General features: G+C 42.6%; 25 protein-coding genes. 2 read left to right on the top strand and 23 right to left on the bottom strand.

Going from position 1 to position 21,268, the window contains the following annotated elements:
- Positions 1-13: 13 nt before the first annotated feature.
- The 8 genes from ACFVP7_RS08390 to ACFVP7_RS08355 all read right to left on the bottom strand — a co-directional run bounded on the left by ACFVP7_RS08390 (position 14) and on the right by ACFVP7_RS08355 (position 7,981).
- Positions 14-1,828 carry an ABC transporter ATP-binding protein gene (locus tag ACFVP7_RS08390; RefSeq protein ID WP_338733580.1) on the bottom strand — a complete coding sequence of 605 codons (1,815 nt, stop codon included), beginning with the start codon at positions 1,826-1,828 and terminating at the stop codon, positions 14-16.
- Positions 1,829-1,839: 11 nt separating this feature from the next.
- Entirely contained in the window at positions 1,840-3,597 is a 1,758-nt protein-coding gene (locus ACFVP7_RS08385; protein WP_124059812.1) for an ABC transporter ATP-binding protein, read from the bottom strand.
- 223 nt (positions 3,598-3,820) lie between these two features.
- Positions 3,821-4,054 carry a molybdopterin converting factor subunit 1 gene (gene moaD / locus ACFVP7_RS08380; RefSeq protein ID WP_003232366.1) on the bottom strand — a complete coding sequence of 78 codons (234 nt, stop codon included), beginning with the start codon at positions 4,052-4,054 and terminating at the stop codon, positions 3,821-3,823.
- Entirely contained in the window at positions 4,047-4,520 is a 474-nt protein-coding gene (locus ACFVP7_RS08375; RefSeq protein ID WP_015715811.1) for a molybdenum cofactor biosynthesis protein MoaE, read from the bottom strand. The genes moaD and ACFVP7_RS08375 overlap by 8 nt, the downstream gene beginning before the upstream one ends.
- The gene (gene mobB / locus ACFVP7_RS08370) at positions 4,520-5,041 is read right to left on the bottom strand and encodes a molybdopterin-guanine dinucleotide biosynthesis protein B (protein ID WP_338733576.1); all 522 of its coding nucleotides are present in this window, start codon (positions 5,039-5,041) and stop codon (positions 4,520-4,522) included. The genes ACFVP7_RS08375 and mobB overlap by 1 nt, the downstream gene beginning before the upstream one ends.
- Positions 5,002-6,294 (bottom strand): gephyrin-like molybdotransferase Glp, encoded by a 1,293-nt coding sequence (gene glp / locus ACFVP7_RS08365; RefSeq protein WP_124059810.1) that lies wholly within the window; start codon positions 6,292-6,294, stop codon positions 5,002-5,004. Before glp ends, mobB begins: the two co-directional genes overlap by 40 nt.
- A 17-nt stretch (positions 6,295-6,311) precedes the next feature.
- Entirely contained in the window at positions 6,312-7,331 is a 1,020-nt protein-coding gene (locus ACFVP7_RS08360) for a molybdopterin-synthase adenylyltransferase MoeB (protein WP_017696813.1), read from the bottom strand.
- Positions 7,332-7,381: 50 nt separating this feature from the next.
- Positions 7,382-7,981: a molybdenum cofactor guanylyltransferase gene (locus ACFVP7_RS08355; protein ID WP_338733571.1), complete on the bottom strand. Its 600-nt coding sequence runs from the start codon at positions 7,979-7,981 to the stop codon at positions 7,382-7,384.
- Positions 7,982-8,117: 136 nt separating this feature from the next.
- Between ACFVP7_RS08355 and cse15 the strand changes: the two genes are divergently transcribed.
- On the top strand, positions 8,118-9,083 hold the full coding sequence (gene cse15 / locus ACFVP7_RS08350; RefSeq protein WP_024571970.1) for a spore protein Cse15: 966 nt from the start codon (positions 8,118-8,120) through the stop codon (positions 9,081-9,083).
- Positions 9,084-9,123: 40 nt separating this feature from the next.
- Here the strand turns inward: cse15 and rok are convergent, their stop codons facing one another.
- The 3 genes from rok to ahpA all read right to left on the bottom strand — a co-directional run bounded on the left by rok (position 9,124) and on the right by ahpA (position 11,224).
- Positions 9,124-9,699 carry a transcriptional regulator Rok gene (gene rok, locus ACFVP7_RS08345; protein ID WP_003232378.1) on the bottom strand — a complete coding sequence of 192 codons (576 nt, stop codon included), beginning with the start codon at positions 9,697-9,699 and terminating at the stop codon, positions 9,124-9,126.
- Between the two features lie 465 nt (positions 9,700-10,164).
- Entirely contained in the window at positions 10,165-10,611 is a 447-nt protein-coding gene (ykuV, locus tag ACFVP7_RS08340; protein ID WP_024571971.1) for a thiol-disulfide oxidoreductase YkuV, read from the bottom strand.
- 70 nt (positions 10,612-10,681) lie between these two features.
- Entirely contained in the window at positions 10,682-11,224 is a 543-nt protein-coding gene (ahpA, locus tag ACFVP7_RS08335) for a biofilm-specific peroxidase AhpA (RefSeq protein WP_003245371.1), read from the bottom strand.
- A gap of 236 nt (positions 11,225-11,460) precedes the next feature.
- On the opposite strand from ahpA, the gene mscT reads away from it, so the two are divergent.
- Positions 11,461-12,264, top strand: coding sequence for a small-conductance mechanosensitive channel protein MscT (gene mscT, locus ACFVP7_RS08330; RefSeq protein ID WP_003244994.1), 804 nt, complete (start codon positions 11,461-11,463; stop codon positions 12,262-12,264).
- Between the two features lie 36 nt (positions 12,265-12,300).
- On the opposite strand, the gene ACFVP7_RS08325 is transcribed toward mscT, so the two are convergent.
- The 12 genes from ACFVP7_RS08325 to ACFVP7_RS08270 all read right to left on the bottom strand — a co-directional run bounded on the left by ACFVP7_RS08325 (position 12,301) and on the right by ACFVP7_RS08270 (position 21,206).
- Complete coding sequence (locus ACFVP7_RS08325) at positions 12,301-12,546, bottom strand: YkuS family protein (protein ID WP_003232382.1); 246 nt, start codon at positions 12,544-12,546, stop codon at positions 12,301-12,303.
- Positions 12,547-12,607: 61 nt separating this feature from the next.
- A complete protein-coding gene (locus ACFVP7_RS08320) occupies positions 12,608-13,732 on the bottom strand; it encodes an N-acetyldiaminopimelate deacetylase (protein WP_106073886.1) in 1,125 nt (374 codons plus the stop codon).
- Positions 13,733-13,801: 69 nt separating this feature from the next.
- The gene (dapD, locus tag ACFVP7_RS08315) at positions 13,802-14,512 is read right to left on the bottom strand and encodes a 2,3,4,5-tetrahydropyridine-2,6-dicarboxylate N-acetyltransferase (protein ID WP_003218680.1); all 711 of its coding nucleotides are present in this window, start codon (positions 14,510-14,512) and stop codon (positions 13,802-13,804) included.
- Positions 14,513-14,616: 104 nt separating this feature from the next.
- Complete coding sequence (locus ACFVP7_RS08310) at positions 14,617-15,072, bottom strand: flavodoxin (RefSeq protein ID WP_032721472.1); 456 nt, start codon at positions 15,070-15,072, stop codon at positions 14,617-14,619.
- 15 nt (positions 15,073-15,087) lie between these two features.
- On the bottom strand, positions 15,088-15,981 hold the full coding sequence (locus tag ACFVP7_RS08305) for a hypothetical protein (RefSeq protein WP_077670689.1): 894 nt from the start codon (positions 15,979-15,981) through the stop codon (positions 15,088-15,090).
- Positions 15,971-16,447 carry a flavodoxin gene (locus tag ACFVP7_RS08300; RefSeq protein WP_198878749.1) on the bottom strand — a complete coding sequence of 159 codons (477 nt, stop codon included), beginning with the start codon at positions 16,445-16,447 and terminating at the stop codon, positions 15,971-15,973. Before ACFVP7_RS08300 ends, ACFVP7_RS08305 begins: the two co-directional genes overlap by 11 nt.
- A gap of 110 nt (positions 16,448-16,557) precedes the next feature.
- Positions 16,558-17,439 carry a transcriptional regulator CcpC gene (gene ccpC / locus ACFVP7_RS08295; RefSeq protein ID WP_003232387.1) on the bottom strand — a complete coding sequence of 294 codons (882 nt, stop codon included), beginning with the start codon at positions 17,437-17,439 and terminating at the stop codon, positions 16,558-16,560.
- A gap of 146 nt (positions 17,440-17,585) precedes the next feature.
- Entirely contained in the window at positions 17,586-18,029 is a 444-nt protein-coding gene (gene cbpB / locus ACFVP7_RS08290; RefSeq protein ID WP_003218674.1) for a cyclic-di-AMP-binding protein CbpB, read from the bottom strand.
- Between the two features lie 137 nt (positions 18,030-18,166).
- Positions 18,167-18,364, bottom strand: a complete 198-nt coding sequence (gene abbA / locus ACFVP7_RS08285; RefSeq protein WP_010886502.1) for an AbrB antirepressor AbbA — start codon at positions 18,362-18,364, stop codon at positions 18,167-18,169.
- A 133-nt stretch (positions 18,365-18,497) separates the two neighbouring features.
- The gene (locus ACFVP7_RS08280; RefSeq protein ID WP_021479388.1) at positions 18,498-19,016 is read right to left on the bottom strand and encodes a ribonuclease H-like YkuK family protein; all 519 of its coding nucleotides are present in this window, start codon (positions 19,014-19,016) and stop codon (positions 18,498-18,500) included.
- A gap of 109 nt (positions 19,017-19,125) precedes the next feature.
- Positions 19,126-19,365 carry a YkuJ family protein gene (locus tag ACFVP7_RS08275; RefSeq protein WP_003218671.1) on the bottom strand — a complete coding sequence of 80 codons (240 nt, stop codon included), beginning with the start codon at positions 19,363-19,365 and terminating at the stop codon, positions 19,126-19,128.
- Between the two features lie 617 nt (positions 19,366-19,982).
- Entirely contained in the window at positions 19,983-21,206 is a 1,224-nt protein-coding gene (locus ACFVP7_RS08270; protein WP_003232391.1) for an EAL-associated domain-containing protein, read from the bottom strand.
- Between the last annotated feature and the right edge of the window lie 62 nt (positions 21,207-21,268).

The raw sequence follows: 21,268 nt of genomic DNA, 5'->3' as shown, positions 1-21,268 counted from the left end.
AAGGCTTTTCATATTATTCTATCGCTGTGCTGTATTGCGCTTTCACAAGCCCGGCATAAATGCCTCCTTTAGCGAGCAGCTGATCATGGTTCCCTTCTTCTATTTTCCTGCCGTGATCAAGAACAATGATGCGGTCGGCGTCGCGGATCGTAGATAATCTGTGAGCGATCATCACTGCTGTACGCCCTTTCAGAAGCGTTTTTAACGCTTGCTGAATTTTTACTTCTGTCTCTGTATCAATGCTTGCCGTTGCTTCGTCAAGGATGATAATAGCCGGATCGGCGAGCAATGCTCTTGCAAAGGAAATGAGCTGACGCTGACCGGCAGACAGTACGCTGCCCCTTTCCTCCACCTCTGTTGCGTATCCTTCCGCTAAATCGGAAATAAACTCATCCGCTCCGACCGCTTGGGACGCTTTCATCACCTCTTCATCCGAAGCATTTGGCCTTCCAAAACGAATATTTTCCATGATGGTCCCAGAGAAAATAAATGTATCTTGCAGGACAATGCTGATTTGAGAGCGCAGACTGGCAAGGGAAAGATCCTTAATCGGTATACCGTCTATTTTAATGGTGCCTCCGGTCGCATCATAAAAACGGCTGATTAAATTGGCAATCGTCGTCTTCCCGCTCCCTGTATGCCCGACAAGCGCAAGCGTCGAGCCCGCCGGAATAGAGAAAGAAACGGCGTGAAGGGCTTTTCGTTTTTCATCATACGAAAATTCAACCTCTTCAAAACTGATCTCCCCATTTATCTTTTCATTATGAATGGCATTGGGCTTCTCCTTGACATTTGGCTGTTCGTCCAGAAACTCAAAAATCCGTTCTGATGATGCCATTCCCATTAACAGCTGATTATAGACCTGACCCAGTCTCGAAATAGGTTCCCAAAACATTCCCAGATAGAAAGCAAAAGAAACGAAGACGCCAATCGTGATGGTTTCATTCATGATGAGTGTGGCTCCATACCAAATCAAGACAGCCGTCCCAATCGCATTCGTCATTTCTACCAGCGGAAGGAACATGGCATTTTTTCTAGTTGCTTCCCGCCAAGATTCGAAGTTCTCCTGATTGACACCGTCAAAATACGCCATGTTTTCTTCTTCCTGCGTAAATGCCTGTGTGACCCGGATGCCCTGAATGCTTTCATTTAGATGAGAGTTGAGCTTCGATTGCTTCAGCCGTACCGTTTGCCAGGATCGGCGTATTTTTTTTCTGAGACTTGTTGAAATAAAAAACATAATCGGCAATGTCACCATGATGGCTATAGTCAGCTCAGGGCTCAGCGTAAACAAAATGATAATCACGCCGGCCAGAAGCAGCAAGTCGGTCAACAAATTGATGACTCCGCTTGTAAAGAGCTCCTGAAGAGAGTTAATATCATTCATGATCCTGACTAAGATCGATCCCGCCGACCGCTGATCAAAAAATCGATGGGATAAGCGCTGCACATGGGTAAATAAATGCTGTCGCAAATCGTAAATGACATGCTGGCCAAGCTGATTCATCCACCTGATTCTTAACACATTGGCGGCGTAATTGAGGACATATAAACCGCTAATAATAAAAATGAGCTGAATCAGCAGCTCCGAGTTTCTCCCTGTAATCGCTTGATCAAGAACATAAACGCCGATCAGAATGGGGATCACAAGCTTCACAGCAGTGCCAATTAATACGGTGAGAAAAGAAAGCGGCAAAATTGTTTTTCGATATGGTTTGACATAGCTCAGCAGCCGCCACATTTGAGCCCAGTTAAACGGCTTTTCAATGATTTCATCTGAAGAGTAATAGAAACGCTCTAAAATCCCCTGTTTTTTCGCTTGTTTCATTTGGCCCCTCCCTATCCGACCTCATGCGGCTCATTAATCATTTTGACATCACGGTATTGCAAATCGTAAATCTTTTTATAGTAGCCGCCTTTTTCAAGAAGCTCATGATGTGTTCCCCTTTCACGAATGCGTCCTTTATTAAAAACGAGAATTTCATCGGCGTGTTTCAGTGAAGAAATGCGGTGAGCGACGATAAAGGTTGTGCGGTTTTTCATGACTTCTTTTAAGGCAAGCTGTATGCTGTGCTCCGTTTGCATATCTACTGCACTTGTGGCATCATCCAATATTAAAATGCTCGGGTTCAAGCAGATGGCTCTCGCAATGGCAATTCGCTGTTTCTGCCCGCCGGAAAGCCCCATTCCCCTCTCTCCCAGCATGGTGTCATACCCATCAGGAAGCTCCATAATAAAGTTATGAGCCTGCGCCCTTTTTGCCGCTTCGATGACGTCTTCCATTGAGGCATCCGGCCGCCCATACGAAATATTTGATCTAATCGTAGATGAAAACAGGAAGGATTCTTGAAGTACGACCCCGATATTGGAGCGAAGGGTTTTTAACGAATAATCTGTGATTGGTTTGTGATCAATGGTAATCATTCCGCCAACAGGACTGTAAAATCTGGTGAGAAGCTGTGTCACTGAGCTTTTGCCTGAACCTGTCGGGCCCAACAGTCCGATTACCTTCCCGCTGTTTGCCTCAAAGCTTACATTGCACAGCGCGTTTGTTTGTTCTTTTCCGTATGCAAGAGAAACATTTTTGAAATGGACATCTCCGGTTAATTTTTGTTTATACAAAGCATGAGGATGATCTGTAATGTCTTCTTCTTTTTCCAGAATGTCGAGCAGGCGTTCCCCTGACGCTTTTGCTTGAGAGAACATATTGATGACAAAACCTAAGTTCATAATCGGCCACATCATATAATTGACAAGGCTGAAGAAAGCAACAAGCTCGCCGGGATTGAGCTGATTTTGCATAACCAAGTAACCGCCGTATGAGAGGAGAGCTACAATACAAATGTTACCAATGAACTCCATTAAAGGGAAATACGCAGACCAGATGGATGATGTTTGTAAATACTGCGCCCTGTATTCTGCATTGGCTTTATTGAAAGTGCTGATCTGAAAATCTTCCCTGGAAAGAGATTTAACCGTATTAATGCCGCTGATATTTTCCTGGACTTTTGTATTGAGTTTCGCAAACGATTTGCGGATGCCTCTGAAGGCGGGATGGACTCTTTTGTCAAACCGGTATACCGCAACCGCGAGAAATGGCAGAACAGCTATTGTCACAAGCGTGAGAGGAACAGAATAGTAAAACATAACCGACAGGCTGATGGCTACCAGCAGGCCGAAGCGAATGAGCTCAGCGAGACCGTATGATAAGAAAAAACGAAGCCCTTCAACATCAGCAGTCAGCCTGGACATCAAATCTCCTGTTTTCGCGTTATCATAGTAAGAAAAAGAAAGCCGCTGCAGTTTTTCATACAGACCATTTCTCAGCCGATAAACGGATTTGATCCCGAACATATCACCTAAATACTGATGAAAAAAGGTAGCCGTTCCTTTCAAAACCATTACCGCAATAAATCCTAAGCTGACCCACGCCGCAAGCTGATACTGCCTTCCAAGCACGATCTCATCAATCGTAATTTGCAGGATAATCGGATAAACGACAGTAATTGCAGTCATCAAAAGCATGGCTAGAAGCGACCACATAAACACTTTTCTGTACGGCCAATAATACATTTTTAATCTTTTAAATGTCTCCATATCCAGCACCTTTCCAACATTTCTCATCTTCACTATATCGATACCCGAAATAAATTTCTATTATTTTTCAAAATTTCAGTCTAATTATGGAGTGAGTCTCTTACTTTATAGGGAGTAACATATGTAGAATAAACGCTTACAGAAAATCATTGTATGCTGAGGATACTTGGGGATATGCCAATGAAATACAGAAAAACCGGACGGCTGAAATGCCGTCCGGTTTTCATCCCCCGCTGACCGGCGGTATGATGGCTACCGTGTCACCCGAAGATACAGAGGTATTTTCTTTTACATAGCTTTCGTTAACGGCAATCATAGCCGTATCAATAGATTCAAGACCGTATTGTTCTTTTAGACTCGCTTTTATTTCATCTGTGGTTGCTTGTTCCATATCTATTTCTATTGCTTGTGTACCGGCCTGTTCAGCAAGCCCTGCAAATAAAAGAATTTTAATCATGCTGCTCTCCCTCGCTTAGGTCTGGTTTTCCGTTCGGATAAGCTGTCGTTTCTAGCTGGTCGCCGATCCATTGCTCACCGTCTTCCCAAATTTCTTTTTTCCAAATCGGCACAATCTGTTTAATGCGTTCAATCGCATACTCATTGGCTTCATATGCGGCTTTTCGATGGGGAGAAGATACAGCAATCACTACCGCTGCTTCACCGATATCGAGCACACCTATACGGTGCGTGATCGCAGCTGAGGCACCTTCCCATTTTTCTTCGATTTCAGCGCCGATTTGAGCAAGCATTTGCACGGCCATCGGTTCATATGCCTCATATTCAAGCCGAACCGTTCTTTTTCCGTTTGTCCATTCCCGAACCGTACCAATAAATGTCGTAATGGCTCCTGCTTCCCGTTTCTCCACTTTTTTGATGATGTCTTCAGTATTAATGGGTGTTTTCGTAATCTCAAACCGTTCCATTATGCAGATTCCCCCTTCAGCTGTGAAAGCACAAAATCCACGGCAACCGGATCATCCGCATGAAAAACGGGTAATCCCTGATGCTCTGTCATATGCTCTTTTTTTCTATAGATGATGGCGATTATATTTACTGCTTGCAGCGCTTCCAGATCTTCCTTTTCACTTAGGATAACCACTTTAGGATAAGGGGCTTTTTTAAAGCCTTCAATCAGAAGACAGTCTGTTTCGAGAAATTGGTATAACTCGATCAGCCGTGCCAAATTCCAATTGCGGCGGGCAGTCAGCTGTAACACACCAGCACCTTCTACCGCTGTCACATCAGCACCTGCCGCCTTGTAACGGTCCGTGTCTTTTCCTTCCGTGAGCGTTTGCGGTTCACCGCCGTGACCATGATGCTTCAGGCAGCCCAAATGGACTCCCTGTTCAGAGGCTTTTTCAAGAATGCGCTCAATAAACGTTGTTTTCCCGCTGTTTTGAAATCCTACAACTTGGACGATCGGGAAAGGACGGACCAAGGCCATTCACTTCCATTCTCTTCTCTGATGAGCAGCACTTGAACCGTTCTGCCAGTTTCGTAGCCTCGCGTGCCGCCCGGCAGGATAATAAATGCATTGGCATCTGCAAGTGATGTGACGGAGCTCGACTTATCTAATCCGACGGGTGTCGCCAACAGCTTCCCTTCCTGATGTTGCACGAGCGCACGAACAAATCGGGTAAATGGGTTCGGCTTCGGAAAATCCTTGGTCAAAACAGCTTCCGCACAAATCGAATGCGGTGTTTCATTGTGCAGCCATGTCTGGATTATCGGTTTGACAAACAGTTCAAAACCGACATAGCATGCTGACGGATTACCTGAAAGGCCAAACAGCAGCATATCGTTTGCATGCGCCACCGTTGTCACGCTGCCCGGGCGCATGGCAACTTTATTAAACAGCACGTCCGCTCCGAGTTTTTCATAGATCGCAGGCAAAAAGTCAAAGTCACCGACTGACACACCGCCAGTTGTGATCAGGAAGTCCACCTTTTTCATCGCTTCTTTAACTGCAGCAAAGCTTTTATCCAGTTCATCAGAGATTTTCCCTAAATAAAGCGGTGTTGCGCCTGCTTCTATCGCTTGCGCATATACCATACTCGCATTGCTGTTGCGGATTTTTCCCGGTTCCAGCGGATCACTGACATTCAGCAATTCGGTACCGGTTGCGATAATCCCGACTACAGGCTTTCTCACGACAGGCACAGATGCGTATCCGAAGGTTGCCAAAAGAGCCGTCACTCCTGGTGTCACCCGGGTACCCTTTCTCAGTAAAACACTCCCTTTTTGAGCGTCCTCACCTGTTTTTGAAATATTATCCCCCGTCTGAAAGCGGCGTTTTAAAGACATAAATGACTTCCCATTCTCCTCAAAGGTTTGAGTCAGTTCAATCATGACGACTGCATCTGCCCCTTCAGGGATTTGCGCACCAGTCATAATCCGCACGGCCTGAAACGGGCCAAGTTCTTTTTCAGATACTGCCCCAGCTCCAATATGGTCAATAACTTCAAACCGAACTGGGTTTTCACGTGATGCATCTGCCGTATCGCACGCTCTGACAGCAAAACCATCGTATGGTGAACGGTCAAACGCAGGGACGTGGTGATCCGCAGTTATATCTTCGGCTAAAAACCGATGAAGGCTGTCTTCAAGCGCCACCCATTCTGTTTCACCTTGTTTTTGAAAATGGCAGACACGCCGAACTGCCTCGTCTACCGGTATCGGTGTTCTTTTCTCCAGCATTCTGACCCCTCCTGTTGTTACAGTCCAATCACTCTTGCCAACACGGAGTTGGCTTCTTTCACATCATTTGTTCCATGCACCAGTGCCCGTCCGTCATTGAAAATGACAATTCTGAAATCCTCGTAAAAAATATGCAGCAAAAACGCATTAGCCTCGACCTTGCCGATTGTTTTCAGCCGCTTAATGAGCTCCTGTTTCGGGATTCTTTTTAATGATTCTGACCTTACCTGCACTGTATCACGGCCGCATAATACAGCAGCTTTTGGTGTATTCCAATCCTGAAGATAAGGATATACCGCATTTGCTCCGCAAGATGGGCAATCCTCACGGCGTACATGATTAACGTTAATCTTCATATGCGAATTGTTCCAGACATCAAATGTCACAAACCCCCGCTGTATTGCTTCTATTTGGCCGGTTAACAGCTTAAATGCCTCAGCCTGCTGATATGCTGAAACGATATGCACAGCAGGCGGAATAATGCCGGCAGTATCACACGTCGCCCCGCCGACAGGAATTTGCTCAAACAAACAAGACAGACAAGGGGTTTCTCCGGGAATGACTGTCATGAACATTCCCTGGCTGCTTACACAGGCGCCATAGACCCAAGGTGTCTTTGTTTTCTGGGCAAGGTCGTTTATCAGCATTCGGGTTTCAAAATTATCTGTCGCGTCGATCACGACATCTGCTTTTTCAATGAGCGGCTCAAGCGTTTCGGCTGTTCCTTCGGTAACATACGCCTCAATATGTATCTCGCTGTTAATCGCTGATAGATGTTCTTTGGCAGCCATGGCTTTCGGCATGCGGAGTTTGGCATCGCTTTCTGTATAAAGCTGCTGCCTTTGAAGATTGCTCCACTCCACATAGTCACGGTCAATAATGGTAATAGTACCGACTCCCGCTCTCGAAAGCCCTTCAGCTCCTGCAGTGCCGAGCGCTCCCGCTCCGACAATCAGCACATGGCTGTCTGCCAGTCTTTTCTGGCCCTCTTCCCCAATTTGCTTAAATCTGATTTGCCGTGAATAACGTTCCTCCATCAAACCTGTTCTCCTTATCTTTTATGTCATCTTATCATGTTATTGCCCCGTCAGTCCCGCTTGAGGGAGTTCGATTTTTCTTCCAAACAGCTAAAATCATCACGTGTATTAATGTTGATAAACTCTGCCTGGTTTGCTCCGATATTTTCAGCCTGTACGTAACAAACCGAAATTCTGCCTAATAAATCTGATATCCTCAACCTCTTCTCAGAAAGCTGATCGTATAGAACTGGCATGATACGTTTGTGGTAAATCGCAATCAATGGCTGCACTTGTCCGTCTGAAATTGGGACTACCGCGTCCGCACCGGCAGTCATCAGACGTTTGAGCTCCAGCATCGTCCTTCTTTGTATCAGCGGTGTGTCACAGGAAAGAACAGTATAAAGATCACCGTCTGTCTTTTTAAAAGCGGTATATATACCAGCCAATGGCCCCATGCCTTGAAATGGCTCAGCGTCTTGATACACTTCATTTTCACCGTTTTCTTGAAATCTATCAATAAATTCGGGACGGCTGATGATAACCGTTTGTTCTCCAAGTGCCTCTTTAGCGCATTCGTAAAGCATCCTGCCCTTCCATTTGACAAACGCCTTCGGTTCTCCAAATCGCCGCGAGGCTCCCCCTGCCAGCAGTACGTTTACATGCTTCATATCATCTCACCTCTAGTTTCGTTAAAAGCATAGCAAAAGCAAAGGCTCAACGCTACTGCTTGTCTGTTTATTAAAGAGGAATAGCTGTTCAGTATTTGCATATTGTAGTGTTAACATCATGAGGGAGATGGTTCGAATGAAAAGATCAGGTCCTTTTTTCCACGACGTGTCTCAGGAGAACCTTTATTTAAAATCCGAGCTTTCAAGGTGCCATAAGCTGATTTCTGAACTTGAAGCAAGCTACTTTCATCAGAAAAATAACAAACTGCTCAAAGAAAATAACGATATGAAAGAAAAGCTCCAGCAGCTGTCTGCCGAATTAACACATATGTCAACAAAAGAAAAACATGCCTCCCACACCAGCCAAACCCTGCACCAAATAAGAGCTGAACTGCTTGATAAAATCGTTGTTTTGCAGGAGCTTCTATCTGCTGAAACCTATAAACGCAGAGCCGAAATCGAAGAAAAACATAAACTTCATATTGCTAAAGTCAAAATCGAAGAAGAAAATAAAAATCTTCATAAACGGATCAGCGAACTTCAAGCCTCAATTGAGCAGGAACAAAATGCACTGCTTCAGGCAAAACAGCAAGCCGAATTGATAAAAGCCGAAAACGGGCGTCTAAAAGAGCAAATGGTAGAAAAAGAATATCAGCTAAAACATATTAAAATAGAAGTTGATCATATGAAAGATCGAATCATAGAAACGAAAGAAAGACTGCTAGACATAGAAAAAACGAAAGAAAAATTATTTCACGAAACTATTATATCGTATAAACGGCAGCTTGATGAAAGCGATGCCTGGATTGCTTCTCATTTTGCCGATATTGATGGCGGCACGAAACAAAAAGAAAAAACGGAAGAAGAAGCTCCAGCGGTCTACGCGCAGCCAAATCATGTAGAGACCATCCTTGAAGATGTCACCAAACAGATACATGTGCTTCAAAAACAGCTTGCCCACGCCCAATCATCAGACCAGGCCAAGAGCCATACAATCGAAGAGCTGAAAAACAGAGCCGCTGAAGAAAAGCCTTATCAAAAGTGGGTGTATAAGCTTAATCTTGAAAAAGAAAACAAACCTTCACAGAAAAAACCTCAATAAAAAAACTGCTTGAGCGATGCCAAGCAGTTTTTCTTTATATTTATTCATTTGCTGATTCTGCAGATTCGATTTCACCCTCTAAAATGTACTGCCCGCGATATGGCTTTTTCACTTCCGGGTACATTTTAATTAAGCTTTGCATAAACGTTGTCATATTAGGGATTTCAAGACCGCTTTCTTTTTCAATCTCTTTTTGAAGCTCCGAGCTCTTAATCGCCGCGTTGTGGCGTTTTAATGTTTTAATAGCAGCTTCACGCAGCTTAGCTGCTTTTGATCCCGGTCTTGCCGTTCCTCTTCTTCTTCGTGTTGTTCCGTCTGGTATACCGGCAGGAAGAGAGGAAATAGATTGAAGCTGAGGCTGAACAGACTGCTGCTGTGATTGCGGCTGATAGCTTCTGATTTCCTGAGCCGCAAGCTCAGCGAGAACCGGCAGAGAGTCAGGTTTTTTTTCAGAACGGAAATCCTTTTTGATTTCGGAAGGGCTTCCATTTCTGTCCAGCTCTCTTAATTTTGCGTATATTTTATCACGTTCAATTTGATATTCACGAATGACTTTCACTTCAGCTTCATTTAATTGTTCTAACCGCAAGCGCAAAGCTTCTCTTTCATTAAACATTCCTCAATGTACCCCCTATCAAAATTAACATCTTTAATTAAGATATTAGATTACAAAAGTAATTTTATCAACTATTATTTTAGCATTTTACTATTATATTTACTCTATGAAAAATTCCTTATTTTCTGAAAAAGTTTTATTTTTCAAAAGAGTCCTTTATTCTCAAGGGGTCAAGGGTCTTTCTAGTTTATTTGGTATAATGTTGAAAATATATATTTTACTTACTTCTTTAAAGAAATTTAGTGTAATATCTACAATTTTCGAGTTATGAGATATGAGATTTATCTAAAATTGAGGAAAAACATCAAAAATTAGCTGTGTTTTTTAGCGTATCAATCAAACAAATCATCAATTCCTATACCCAAATTTGGAAAAATAAGCTTCTTACTCTTCTTCCATTGCTTTTTGCACAAATAAAAAACCTGATGAGATCAGGTTTTTAGGAAATACTATTTAGCCAGATATCTATTCCGTTTCAGCCAGAACGCGGTTCACACGTTTTTCAAGCATTTTCATACCGCTCCCGCCGGCTTGGAAGTGACGGAGCTGTCCTATTTTGTCAAACACATAATATGCAGGCACATATTCATTTTCAAATGCATCGGTTAAAGCATGGTCACTGTCAACAAAAATCGGCTGAGTGATATCGTGTTCAGCGGCTGTTTCTTTAATTTTACCAAGGTCAAGATCATCTTCGGAACGGGGCATATGCACAGCTACAACATTCAGCTGATCTTTATATTTATCACGAAATTCATTCACTTGCGGCATCGCTTCTTTGCACAAGTGGCAGCTGATGGACCAGAAATGAATAAGCGTCGGCTTTTCCCCAATCAATTGCTCTCTCGTCACTTCACCATTTAACCAAGCTTTTTCTCCCGTCAATTCCGGCATGGGCTGACGTAATTTCATTGCTTTTTCCCTCCTATTTAACAGAGTGGCCTAACGAATATGCTAGACCGCTTTTCGTTCTTGGAAAGAATTAAAGTGTTTTTTGGCCTGGTTTCCAGTTAGCCGGACAGAGTCCGCCAGTTTGCAGCGCCTGGAGAACACGAAGCGTTTCATCAACATCACGCCCAATATTGTTATGGAAAACAGTTTGATATTGAAGCTCCCCTTCAGGATTAATAATAAACAATCCGCGCAAAGCCACACCTTCTTCTTCGATTAAAACGCCATATTCCCGGGATACCTCATGGTTTGTATCAGCAGCAAGCGGGTATTTCAGCTGGCCAAGACCGTTTTCTTTGCGGTCTGTATTGATCCAAGCTAAATGAGTATGGATGGTATCAGTTGAAACCCCGATGACTTCTGCATCAAGATCTTCGAACTCGTCATAGCGGTCAGACATTGCTGTAATTTCTGTCGGACAAACAAAAGTGAAATCCATTGGATAGAAGAACAGCACTGTCCATTTGTCGTTTTTCATGTTTTCCTCAAGACTTACTTTGCCGAATTCTTTGCTTGCAAGGACTGCTTCCATTTCAAAACGAGGAGCTTGTTTACCTACCATACGTTCTGCCATATGTATCCCTCCAATTTATTGTTTGGCTTAAAGGTCAAAATCGCATGAAAATAAAGGGTGATTAACCATTTTTAGTTATATTGCAATACCATTATATAAAAGCAGATTTCCTGAGTCAATTTTTAACAAATCATGTATGTCTTTGGCTTCGACATTTTTGAATAAAACGTTTAACATGGTCATGTACAGGGTAACTAGTCTCAATGTGCAGCAATCAATTAGAAAAGGAGCTCAACATGGACTTTATTAAACAATATGATTGGGCGGGACTGATTACAAATGCCGGTGTTCTGCTCATTAAACTCGCCATTATGATATTGCTCTATTTTATCGTTCGATCATTAGGCATGAAAATCATTAAACATCTGTTTGCAAAATTCGAGGAGCAGAATAGCTTGTCTATCGGACGTGCACATACGCTCCGAAGCCTGACTCTTAACATATTTGCTTATACATTGATTTTCATATTTTTCGTCATGGTTCTAGATTTGTTTCATTATGATCCAAGCGCTCTTTTAGCGGGGGCAGGAATCGTCGGCCTGGCTGTCGGATTTGGCGCCCAAGGGCTTGTCAGTGATATCGTGACAGGTTTTTTTATTTTGCTTGAGAAACAATTGGATGTCGGAGATTATATTACCGTTTCCACTTTTGACGGAATTGTCGAGCAGGTTGGCTTAAGGACAACTCAAATCCGCAGCTTTGACGGAACACTGCATTACATCCCCAACAGAAACATCACAAACGTGAGCAATCATTCTCGTGGTACCATGCAGGCTCTTGTTGACATTAAAGTGCCGGCTGAAAGAAATATTGATGAAATGATTCATATTTTACAGCAGGTTTGTGATGAAACGGCAGCGGCTCTTCCACAAATAAAAGAAGGCCCAAATGTCATCGGGATTCAAGAACTGGGGACTTCTGAAATTGTAATCAGGGTCATTGCCAAAACAGAAAATATGGAACAGTGGCGAGTCGAACGAGTGTTGAGAAAAGAAATAAAGAACGCGTTCGACCGCGCTTTCCCTAAAGAAACAGAATAAATAAAAGAACCGAAGCTTTTTGCTTCGGTTTTTATATTACTGAATTCTGCTTTCAACTTCGCTGCAAATTTCTTCAGCCGTCATCCCGGAAGCTGTAATGACAGGTGCTTGTGTTACCGTATCGGCTATCCCTTGCACATTATTATCAAGACCTGTTACGACACAGCAGTCACAGCCTTGAGCATCAGCAGGGCTTTTCATCATTACAACGTCATATCCTTTTTCTTTTAAAGCAGCTTCTACATCTGATAATGATTGTTCAATTCCAATTTTTTTAGCCATTTTTGAACACCTCCGTTTACTAGAGTGCTCATTTTATGGAATTTTATTCTTTCATTTGTACTTAATTGGCATAAACAGAAAAATAACCTGTCATGACATTAACCGCTGTTTCTATCGCATTTTCATCGGGATTCAGCTTAGCATGATGAAGCCCATGTTCAGAATCAGCGCCGAGCCAGAACATGAAGCCGGGATATTTTTTCAGCATGTAGCCAAAATCCTCTCCAGTCATTGCTTCTTTTGCTTCAATTACTGTCGCCAGTTGATGTTCAGCAACAAAAGACATAAATTCTTCTGTTAATCCGCTCGTATTGTAAACTTGGTGATATACAGACGGATATGTCACTTTTCCTTTGCAGCGGAATCCGATTTCGATTCCTTTCACTACATCTTCAATCCGTTCCTTTACCTGTTTCATCGATTCTTCAGAAAGCGTGCGGATCGTGCCTTCCAGGTGGGCCGTTTCCGCAATGATATTTTGTGCCGAGCCTCCGGTAATGGTACCAACTGTAATAACAGCACTGTCTAGCGGATCTGTGTTTCTAGAGATAATCGTTTGCAACTGGGTGACAAGTGTACTTGCTGCTACAACCATATCCTCAGCCAAATGCGGATATGCCGCATGTCCCCCTCTGCCTTCCAGATCGATGACTAGCTCTGATGTATTCGCAAATAGAAGGCCGCTTTTTGTCGCAATGGTGCCTACCGGAAGCTCTGGAGCAATATGAAGCGCAGTGATGAAATCAGGCTGCCACTTTTTTAATACATCGCTCTCAAGCATTGGTTCCGCACCGCCAGGCCCTTCCTCTGCCGGCTGAAACAGAAAAAGCAAATCATGTTTGACTGGGTGGTGAACAAAATGATCAATAATGCCGAGTGCAATCGTCATATGCAAATCGTGACCGCAGGCGTGCATGTTGCCGTGATGCTCTGATGCGAATGGAAGACCAGTTTGCTCTTCTATAGAAAGCGCATCGATATCCGCTCTGTACGCCAGCATTTTTTCCGGCGCCGTCCCGTTCACTTTTACAAAAAGCCCTGTTCGCCATTTCTCAATTTCAATTCTGTCTTGCGGATATTGTTCCAAGACATTTAATAAATACTGCTGGGTTTTGAACTCCTGAAATCCAAGCTCCGGTATACGATGCAGATCTCTGCGAATTGCGATGAGCTCCTCTTTCTTCATTTCTATTCCTCCTGCCTATACGAATAAGGCGTGGATATATTATCCACGCCTTTTTTATCAAACTTTTCCTTACAGCTGGCGTAATTCCTGCTTGATTTCAGTTTTGCCTTTTGTTTTTTCATCAATGTCTTTGATTTTTTTAGCTGGTGTGCCTGCAACGACAGTGTATGGCTCAACGTCGTTTACCACGATCGCTCCCGCAGCAACAACAGCTCCTTTACCTACTGTTACACCTTCAAGCACAACAGCATTTGCGCCGATTACGACGTCGTCTTCAATCACAACCGGTTTAGCGGATGGCGGCTCAATAACGCCCGCAAGTACAGAACCCGCGCCGATATGGCAGTTTTTTCCGACAGTAGCTCGTCCGCCAAGCACAACATTCATATCAATCATTGTGCCTTCGCCGATGACTGAACCGATATTAATAGAAGCACCCATCATGATGACTGCGTTATCACCGATTTCAACTTGGTCGCGGATGATCGCGCCCGGCTCGATACGCGCTTTGATGTTTTTAAGATCAAGCATTGGGATCGCAGAATTGCGGCGGTCATTTTCAACCACATAGTCTTCGATTTTGCTTTGGTTTTCTTCGATTGCTGTTTGGATTTCGCTCCACTCACCGAAAACGACACCAGTGTTTCCGTTGATAAAAGCTTTCGCAGATTCGCCGAAATTGATTCCTTCCAGCTCACCTTTCACGTAAACCTTTACAGGTGTTGATTTTGTACTATTTTGAATAAATGAAATAATTTCATTTGCATCCATCATTTTCATATGTATAGTCCTCCTCCTGATTTTCTACCTCATTACTGTATCAAAGGAAAGATACAAAGACAAGAAAAAAAGGAACAGCCGTTTTAGCAGTTCCCAGTGAGTGATCAGACAGCGCATCCGCTTTTCTTTGCGAATTGTCTCCCAAAGTTTATTAATTCTTCCTCTTCTTCACCTTCTGGATTATTTTCGATTTTTACCGAAGGCAGCACAATGTCTCCACCGCGTTCTTTTATTTTTGCCTCTAGCGTATCAACCGCTCCGCAGAAAAATTCATATGCTGTATCACCGGAACCGAATACAGCGCATGTTTTGCCGGAAAAATCAATCTCATCCATGTCTTCAGCCAGATCTAAAAATTCATCAGGCAGATCTCCGTCTCCCCATGTATAGGTTCCCATTATGATATGGTCATAATCGGTAAACAGCTGGGCATCATCAATATCCATTGCTTCGAAACGGTCTACTTCTGCTTCCGCCTCCTGAAGCCCCTTTTCAATCAAATCTGCCATAGCTTCAGTGTTGCCTGACATTGTTGCATAAACGAGCAAAATCTTCGCCAATTCCTTGTTCCTCCTCTAATGAATCATTGCTGAAACTTCGTACGGCTGGACAAATTTACATTCATACAAGCCTGCGCAAAAGAAATTCTCTTTCTGATTGGCCACTCTCCATCCATGTCCCTTAATGGTATCGAACCATTTTAACGACCGGGCTTCGAGATCAGCCTGGTAAATTCTCGAAAAACCGTTTTCATCTTGTGTTGTAGTGACATATATAATGCCATCATCCTCTGAAAGATCAAGAAATGACTCTTCTTTTCTGATCATACTGGATTGAATGATAAATTCTTCACCATTCAAAAGATTCCGTACAGTGACAGCACCGTGCTTTCCTTTCACAGAACCCATCGCCGCCACCAGCCAATGTTCATTGAACACGAGCATGGATGCCGTCATCCGGTTTTTTTCTTTTTTGACAACTTGGACAGTGTCACGCTTAATGTCGTAAGCCCAAATACCGCCAAAATATTCGTGTATTTGCGTGCCGATAAAAAGATTGCCCCCGTGAAGGCATAGCGACCGGATAACAGGGGGATTATGAAATTCGGCAAAAGGTTTGACTACGCGCCATGAGACACCAAAATCATCCGATACATAAATACAATGCTTACCGTGGGCGCAGACAAACCCGTTGTTTCTGCCGGTAATCGCCCACACTGTTGCATTTGTCGGAAAGCTCGACATCGTCCAGGTTTTCCCTTCATCAGCCGAACGAATGACTGTTCCCTTTTCACCAACGCCAAATAAGTAAGGCCCTATGTAGCTGATACAGTGTATCTTACTTTTCAAACGAAAAAGCTTTCTCCAGCCCTGCTCCAAAGAATAATGAAAAATGCCTTCTCCTTGTACCGCCACAAAATATCCAGAAAACGCCGATGCCGTAACAGCAGTTGCTCCTTTATGAAACATGGCTTTTTTCCTTGTTCATATAATCTGCCCATGCAAGAAAACCTCTCGCAAACGCTCGGCAGCTTTCCACATCTTCATCTGTTTCAGGCCCTAATTCAATTTTTAGTGTTTCCTGGTAAACAGCAGCTCCCGCCTCTTGCAGCATGGCATTGAACAAATTCACCGCTTCGCAAAACTTTGGATAAGAATAATCGCCAGACCCGAAGCAGGCTGTTTTTAAACCATTAAGCTGAAGCTGTTTGGCCTCTTCGAAAAAATCCTCCGCTTCGTAGGGCAAATCGCCGTCCCCCCATGTATAGGTGCCAATCAGTACATAATCATAGGAGGTTAAACAAGACACATCCACATCATCTATCTCGACACAATCGATATCCAACTCATATTCCTGAAGCGTATCTTTTATTATGAAGGCAATGTCTTCTGTATTTCCTGACATGCTGGCATATGTAATCAAGGCTTTAGCCATGTTATCACCCCATTAATTGATAATGATTTTCAATATCATATGTATCACTTTAAATGATAATGATTTTCATTGTCAACAGATAAATAAAAAAAGACAGCACCTCGCTGTCTTTAAAATGGATTTTCTTGATCCAGCATATCCTTTATCACTTGTACAAAAGCTTGGACTTGTTTCAGTTCAAAGGCAGGCTCATAGCCTAATAACCATGTATCCCGACCGATCGGATGCCCTTTCATGTCTAAAAGAGGCATTTTATTCACTTTATCTTCATTTTGAAGGGTAACAGACGGCAAAATGGCATACCCGATTCCGTGCAGCGCCATCTGTTTGCACGTTTCAATCTGATCAACCAATATCGTCTGTTTCGGTGACGTTTTAAATTTTTGATGCCACCAGTGCTGAATTTCCTGAAAATAAGTGCTGTCACTTTTAAACTGGATAAACGGCCGTTCTGTATGGGCAATATCTTCGATGCAGGAAATTTCAGTATCCACTAAATACAGATGATCTGTCATTAAGTAATCTTTGCGCCCCTTCCACTCAGGGTTGCCTCTTATAATGCCGATATGAACCTGATCCTCATACAAGCTTTTCAGCATTTCGCTGCTCCACCCGGTTATGAGCGAGATCTTTGCATTCGGATACTTTTCCACATACGTCTTCAGGACTTTAGGGAGCCAATGCTGACCGATTATGGAGGCGACGGCAAGCTTCAATGTGCCGTGAATTTCACCTTCAAGCTCGTCAATATTTTCTCTTATTCTTTCCTGCTCTAATGTCACATCATTCGCAAACTGAATGATTTTCTCACCGGCGGGCGTTACCGTTAATCCTTTTTGGGATCTTAAAAAGATTTTTGTTCCCCACGCCTTTTCAATGGTTTGTAAGCGCTGAGATAAAGCCGGCTGAGATACAAAAAGCCGTTCTGCCGCCTTTCTCATATTTAATTCCTCAGCTAAAACTACGAGCATATGAAGCTCTTGAAGCTGCATGTCGTCCTCCTTTTTGTTATCAATAAGTTTTTCTTATCTCCCATTCTAATAAAATCTTAGTTTCTTATTCAAGCCCTATTCTCGTTTAAATTATGTATGCGCTTTCTTTTTCACTCTGGCTATATAATAAAAATAGGCCGTACAGCCTACTTATTCAACGAGCGTATATGCTTATTCAATTCCTTTAAAACGACTCTTCTCGTAAAAATCCCTTCAAATACCTGCTCGTCATTTTCAACACAGACAAATCCGTTATTAATGACCATGCCGAATCCCTTCATAATCGGATCATTGATATGAAGGCGCGGAATGTCGGTCAGCATGACTTCCTCAACAGTGATTTGGTCAAGCTTTTCAAACTCAATTCGCTCAAGTCCAAAAATACTGTTCATGATCATATTTGTCCCGATTAAGCCATGTAAACGGTAGGAAGGATCCAGAACCGGGATGGCTGTGTATCCGGTTTTTGTCAATACTAATAATGCGTGCTCAAGGTTATTTCCGACTTGCACGTGCGCTACTTTGTCCGCCTCAATCATAAATTGTCCGACTGTTGCCTCAAGAAGTTGATCTGATTGTAAGCTTATCATGTTTTCGACCCCTTTTCATTTTCATCATCAATACATTCCCTATATTGCAATAATATAAACTTTATCAGTATTTGTCGAAAAGTTTCCTTTCAATAAAAAAGATACTCTTTGTGGAGTATCAATTATAGGGTGTCCCATTAATTTTCAAATCGAAATCGGTCGTATAGCGTTACAAGTTTTTTGTAGGTGGTTCCGTCAACGTTTTTGGTCCCTGTCTCTATATCGTTGATCTCACTGCTTAATAGCTCGATGGCATACTCATGGTTGATCAGGATATTCAGCAGAAGTTTTTGTTCTTCTTCTGTAAATCGTTCACCGATAAGACTCATTCGCAATCAGGCCCCCTGTTTTATACTGAATACCTCTGAAAGCAAGACAACTTACTTTCAGCTCTACCGCTAGAATAAGTAATCAGATAACAAACGTCAACCGCATAATTCGACATTTACCTTGGCTTTTTCAGCCAAATTATTTTGTGAAACGATTTGCATAGCTGAAGGCAGTGTATGAATCCGGCTTTATTTTGGCCTCAATCCCCATGGAGGTAATACGTCCAGTCATTTCTTGGATCAGATCTTTTGTAAGCCCTTTTTTCCCAATATCCAAGTGAACTTCAAAGATAAGATCCGCCCCCTCACCGGTAAAGGGCAGGAGCAGATCGGTAATATCCATTAAGTGTCCATCAAGAATATGAGCGGCCGTTTCTTGGCTGTACGCCGTTTCTAACGAAATCTTCTCCCGAAGGCTATGTATGGGTCTGTCGACTGTATGATTTTTCAAGCAGCCCCAAGCTCCCTTGCCTGTACGATGCAAATGCAATGCGGTAATAAACTTTGTGTAATCGCGGTAAACCTGTGAATCGGTTCCGATCGATAACACATAAGAAGAACGGGGGTCCTTTTGAACAAAGGCTTTAAGCCGTTCCATCACATCTTGAAAGGTCATCTGTGCTTCTGAAAGATTATAAAACAGAAAAGAATCAGCCATCACGACACTCCTTTTCAAGGATTTACAACCATGAAACAAGTATGTTCCTTACCGTTTATTTCGATTACTTTTGCAAAGGCGGAAGCTTGTTCCCCCTATTTCAGGAATCTTACTGAAGAAGTTCAAAGATTTCGATGGAAACCATGTCGATATTATCAAACGGATATGTGTTAGGTTTTTCACCTTTTTGGAAAACCGTCAGTTCAAACGTTTGATTTTTTTCGAAATATTTAACACTGCATATTTTCTCACCATTCACTTCGAAATAACGCTGCATTGGCTCGTTAGCCGCTTCCGCTGTTTCTTGCAGACTTTGCAGCCGTGTGATGATACCCATTAATTGTGACATTCTAAAAAAAGACTCCTTTCAAAAAGCAACTTCAAATCAACAAGTATTTATTATAATACAAGTTCTATTGAGCATCATACCATAAAGTCGGACAGGATGGCATTTTCACTGCTGAATTTAAGCAAAGAAAAAAAGTGAAAAAAACTATTTTTCTTTAGTTTGAGGCTTTTTTTGAATGTCATGCACACAATTATAATTTTTTTCGAATCTTTGGCAGCATTAAGAATGCCTTTTTGCAACTTTGTCAAAACCTTCTTTTGAATGTTATGGTGAAGTTCCGCGTGGCCATAATCAATGGGAGTCATGCTGGATAGAGGTAAACAACGGAACTGAACACCCGTGCAGCAGTGTCAGGGGTGTTCGGCACTCAATGTTTCTCCCTGTGTTAAACGTTTACCACTAGTTAGGTTTATTGTTTCATTGGATTGTCCTATGCTTTGACAAATAAAAAACTTGGCGGGGGTAGCGCCAAGTTTTTTCGGATCTTGATCTGATAGAGGGGTTGGGGAACAGAGAGTAGCTTCTCTCTATAATTAAATGATAATGATTCTCAGTATCAATGTCAATCGTTTTTTGATATTTTTTTCAATTCATAAAAAAAAACGGCCTTTCAGCCGTTAAATCAGTCCGTCCTGCTCATATAAATAAGAATAAGGCAAGTCTATAAATAAATACATCTGATCATCCATCGGATATGAAAACGTTCTGATCATTTCACCTGTTTCCAAATCACTGTACAGATCACTGAAAAAACCTTTTCTGAGATTTCTCATTCTCATAATGTTCTCCAGAAAATAAGGGCGCCAGCTCCAGTTCTTTTCCGCATATTCCGGCTGATAAATCCATTCTCCATCTTGCTTAAACACATTTCCCGTCAGCTGATCGCCTTCTTCATCACACATGTAAATCCTGAAGCTGCAATCTGTCAGCTCTTCCGCCAGCTTTTTAATAAAGTCATCATCAGAAGACAGATTGTTTTTTCTCAAAGAGGTCACAGCCTGATGCACTCGTTTGTAAAACTGTTCAGAGTGCTCATAGACGGTCTCCAGTTTCTTTTTCTCATGTGTGATAAATTGGTGAAATTCAGTTTTAAGTCTTTGTTTCAATACATCTCTCTCTAGAAACGTTTCAGATGGAGACACCAAGTAATAGCCCTGAAAATAACGGCCTCCGTTTCTCCAGGCGTACTGTAGCTGGAAGTTCGCCTCAATGTCTTCATACAATAGCGCCGCACCGATTTTTCTTGCTAATAAAGATATGCTGTACAGCACATGCTCATATGACGGTGACGGCTGTGACACTTTCAGCGCCTGCAAATCGATTTTTAACAGATCTGGTGAGAGCAGCGCGATTCTGTCCAAGTTGCTGCTTTCTTTTCCGATGTTGTCAACTGCGATTTTAATTCCGTATGTACGATAGTATGCAAGCATATGGTAGAGCTGCTCAATATCCCCTTCAAAATTGTGCTCTGTAATTTCAAGAACAAAACGGTGGAGTTCGATTCCTTTCGCTTCATATTCTTTCAGAAGCTCCAGAAAGCTTTCACCATGATCCAGCATCAGCAGATTGGCATCCTGATTCATAAAAATCAGCAGATCAGAATCCGCCTCTAAAAAGCGGTCAAGAGCCTGGCGGATAATTCTGTTATCAACCTCTAGTTTATATTCTTCGGGTATCCCCGCATCTAAAAAGAAGGGCCCGAGACTTTGGATTTCTGAATCTGCCAAAATTCGTCCAAGCACCTCATATCCGACAACCTTCTGCTCCTCGGCACTAAAAATCGCCTGGTAATATGGAAGGACATCATCAATGTTCGTTAAAATATCAAGTGGATCCAACATGTTATCACCTGCTTCTCTATCTTTGTCTGATTATACCACATTGAATCCAAAGATTAATATTC

Origin of the sequence: Bacillus sp. SG20033, assembly GCF_044570195.1 — a bacterium.
GTDB classification, from domain to species: domain Bacteria; phylum Bacillota; class Bacilli; order Bacillales; family Bacillaceae; genus Bacillus; species Bacillus subtilis.
This window is presented reverse-complemented; position numbering and strand designations above follow the sequence as displayed.

Excerpts from the sequence above, each read along its gene's own strand:
- ACFVP7_RS08390 (WP_338733580.1), bottom strand. The coding sequence starts at position 1,828 with ATGAAACAAGCGAAAAAACAGGGGATTTTAGAGCGTTTCTATTACTCT.
- ACFVP7_RS08385 (WP_124059812.1), bottom strand. The coding sequence starts at position 3,597 with ATGGAGACATTTAAAAGATTAAAAATGTATTATTGGCCGTACAGAAAA.
- moaD (WP_003232366.1), bottom strand. The coding sequence starts at position 4,054 with ATGATTAAAATTCTTTTATTTGCAGGGCTTGCTGAACAGGCCGGTACA.
- ACFVP7_RS08375 (WP_015715811.1), bottom strand. The coding sequence starts at position 4,520 with ATGGAACGGTTTGAGATTACGAAAACACCCATTAATACTGAAGACATC.
- mobB (WP_338733576.1), bottom strand. The coding sequence starts at position 5,041 with ATGGCCTTGGTCCGTCCTTTCCCGATCGTCCAAGTTGTAGGATTTCAA.
- glp (WP_124059810.1), bottom strand. The coding sequence starts at position 6,294 with ATGCTGGAGAAAAGAACACCGATACCGGTAGACGAGGCAGTTCGGCGT.
- ACFVP7_RS08360 (WP_017696813.1), bottom strand. The coding sequence starts at position 7,331 with ATGGAGGAACGTTATTCACGGCAAATCAGATTTAAGCAAATTGGGGAA.
- ACFVP7_RS08355 (WP_338733571.1), bottom strand. The coding sequence starts at position 7,981 with ATGAAGCATGTAAACGTACTGCTGGCAGGGGGAGCCTCGCGGCGATTT.
- cse15 (WP_024571970.1), top strand. The coding sequence starts at position 8,118 with ATGAAAAGATCAGGTCCTTTTTTCCACGACGTGTCTCAGGAGAACCTT.
- rok (WP_003232378.1), bottom strand. The coding sequence starts at position 9,699 with ATGTTTAATGAAAGAGAAGCTTTGCGCTTGCGGTTAGAACAATTAAAT.
- ykuV (WP_024571971.1), bottom strand. The coding sequence starts at position 10,611 with ATGAAATTACGTCAGCCCATGCCGGAATTGACGGGAGAAAAAGCTTGG.
- ahpA (WP_003245371.1), bottom strand. The coding sequence starts at position 11,224 with ATGGCAGAACGTATGGTAGGTAAACAAGCTCCTCGTTTTGAAATGGAA.
- mscT (WP_003244994.1), top strand. The coding sequence starts at position 11,461 with ATGGACTTTATTAAACAATATGATTGGGCGGGACTGATTACAAATGCC.
- ACFVP7_RS08325 (WP_003232382.1), bottom strand. The coding sequence starts at position 12,546 with ATGGCTAAAAAAATTGGAATTGAACAATCATTATCAGATGTAGAAGCT.
- ACFVP7_RS08320 (WP_106073886.1), bottom strand. The coding sequence starts at position 13,732 with ATGAAGAAAGAGGAGCTCATCGCAATTCGCAGAGATCTGCATCGTATA.
- dapD (WP_003218680.1), bottom strand. The coding sequence starts at position 14,512 with ATGAAAATGATGGATGCAAATGAAATTATTTCATTTATTCAAAATAGT.
- ACFVP7_RS08305 (WP_077670689.1), bottom strand. The coding sequence starts at position 15,981 with ATGTTTCATAAAGGAGCAACTGCTGTTACGGCATCGGCGTTTTCTGGA.
- ACFVP7_RS08300 (WP_198878749.1), bottom strand. The coding sequence starts at position 16,447 with ATGGCTAAAGCCTTGATTACATATGCCAGCATGTCAGGAAATACAGAA.
- ccpC (WP_003232387.1), bottom strand. The coding sequence starts at position 17,439 with ATGCAGCTTCAAGAGCTTCATATGCTCGTAGTTTTAGCTGAGGAATTA.
- cbpB (WP_003218674.1), bottom strand. The coding sequence starts at position 18,029 with ATGATAAGCTTACAATCAGATCAACTTCTTGAGGCAACAGTCGGACAA.
- ACFVP7_RS08280 (WP_021479388.1), bottom strand. The coding sequence starts at position 19,016 with ATGGCTGATTCTTTTCTGTTTTATAATCTTTCAGAAGCACAGATGACC.
- ACFVP7_RS08275 (WP_003218671.1), bottom strand. The coding sequence starts at position 19,365 with ATGTCACAATTAATGGGTATCATCACACGGCTGCAAAGTCTGCAAGAA.
- ACFVP7_RS08270 (WP_003232391.1), bottom strand. The coding sequence starts at position 21,206 with ATGTTGGATCCACTTGATATTTTAACGAACATTGATGATGTCCTTCCA.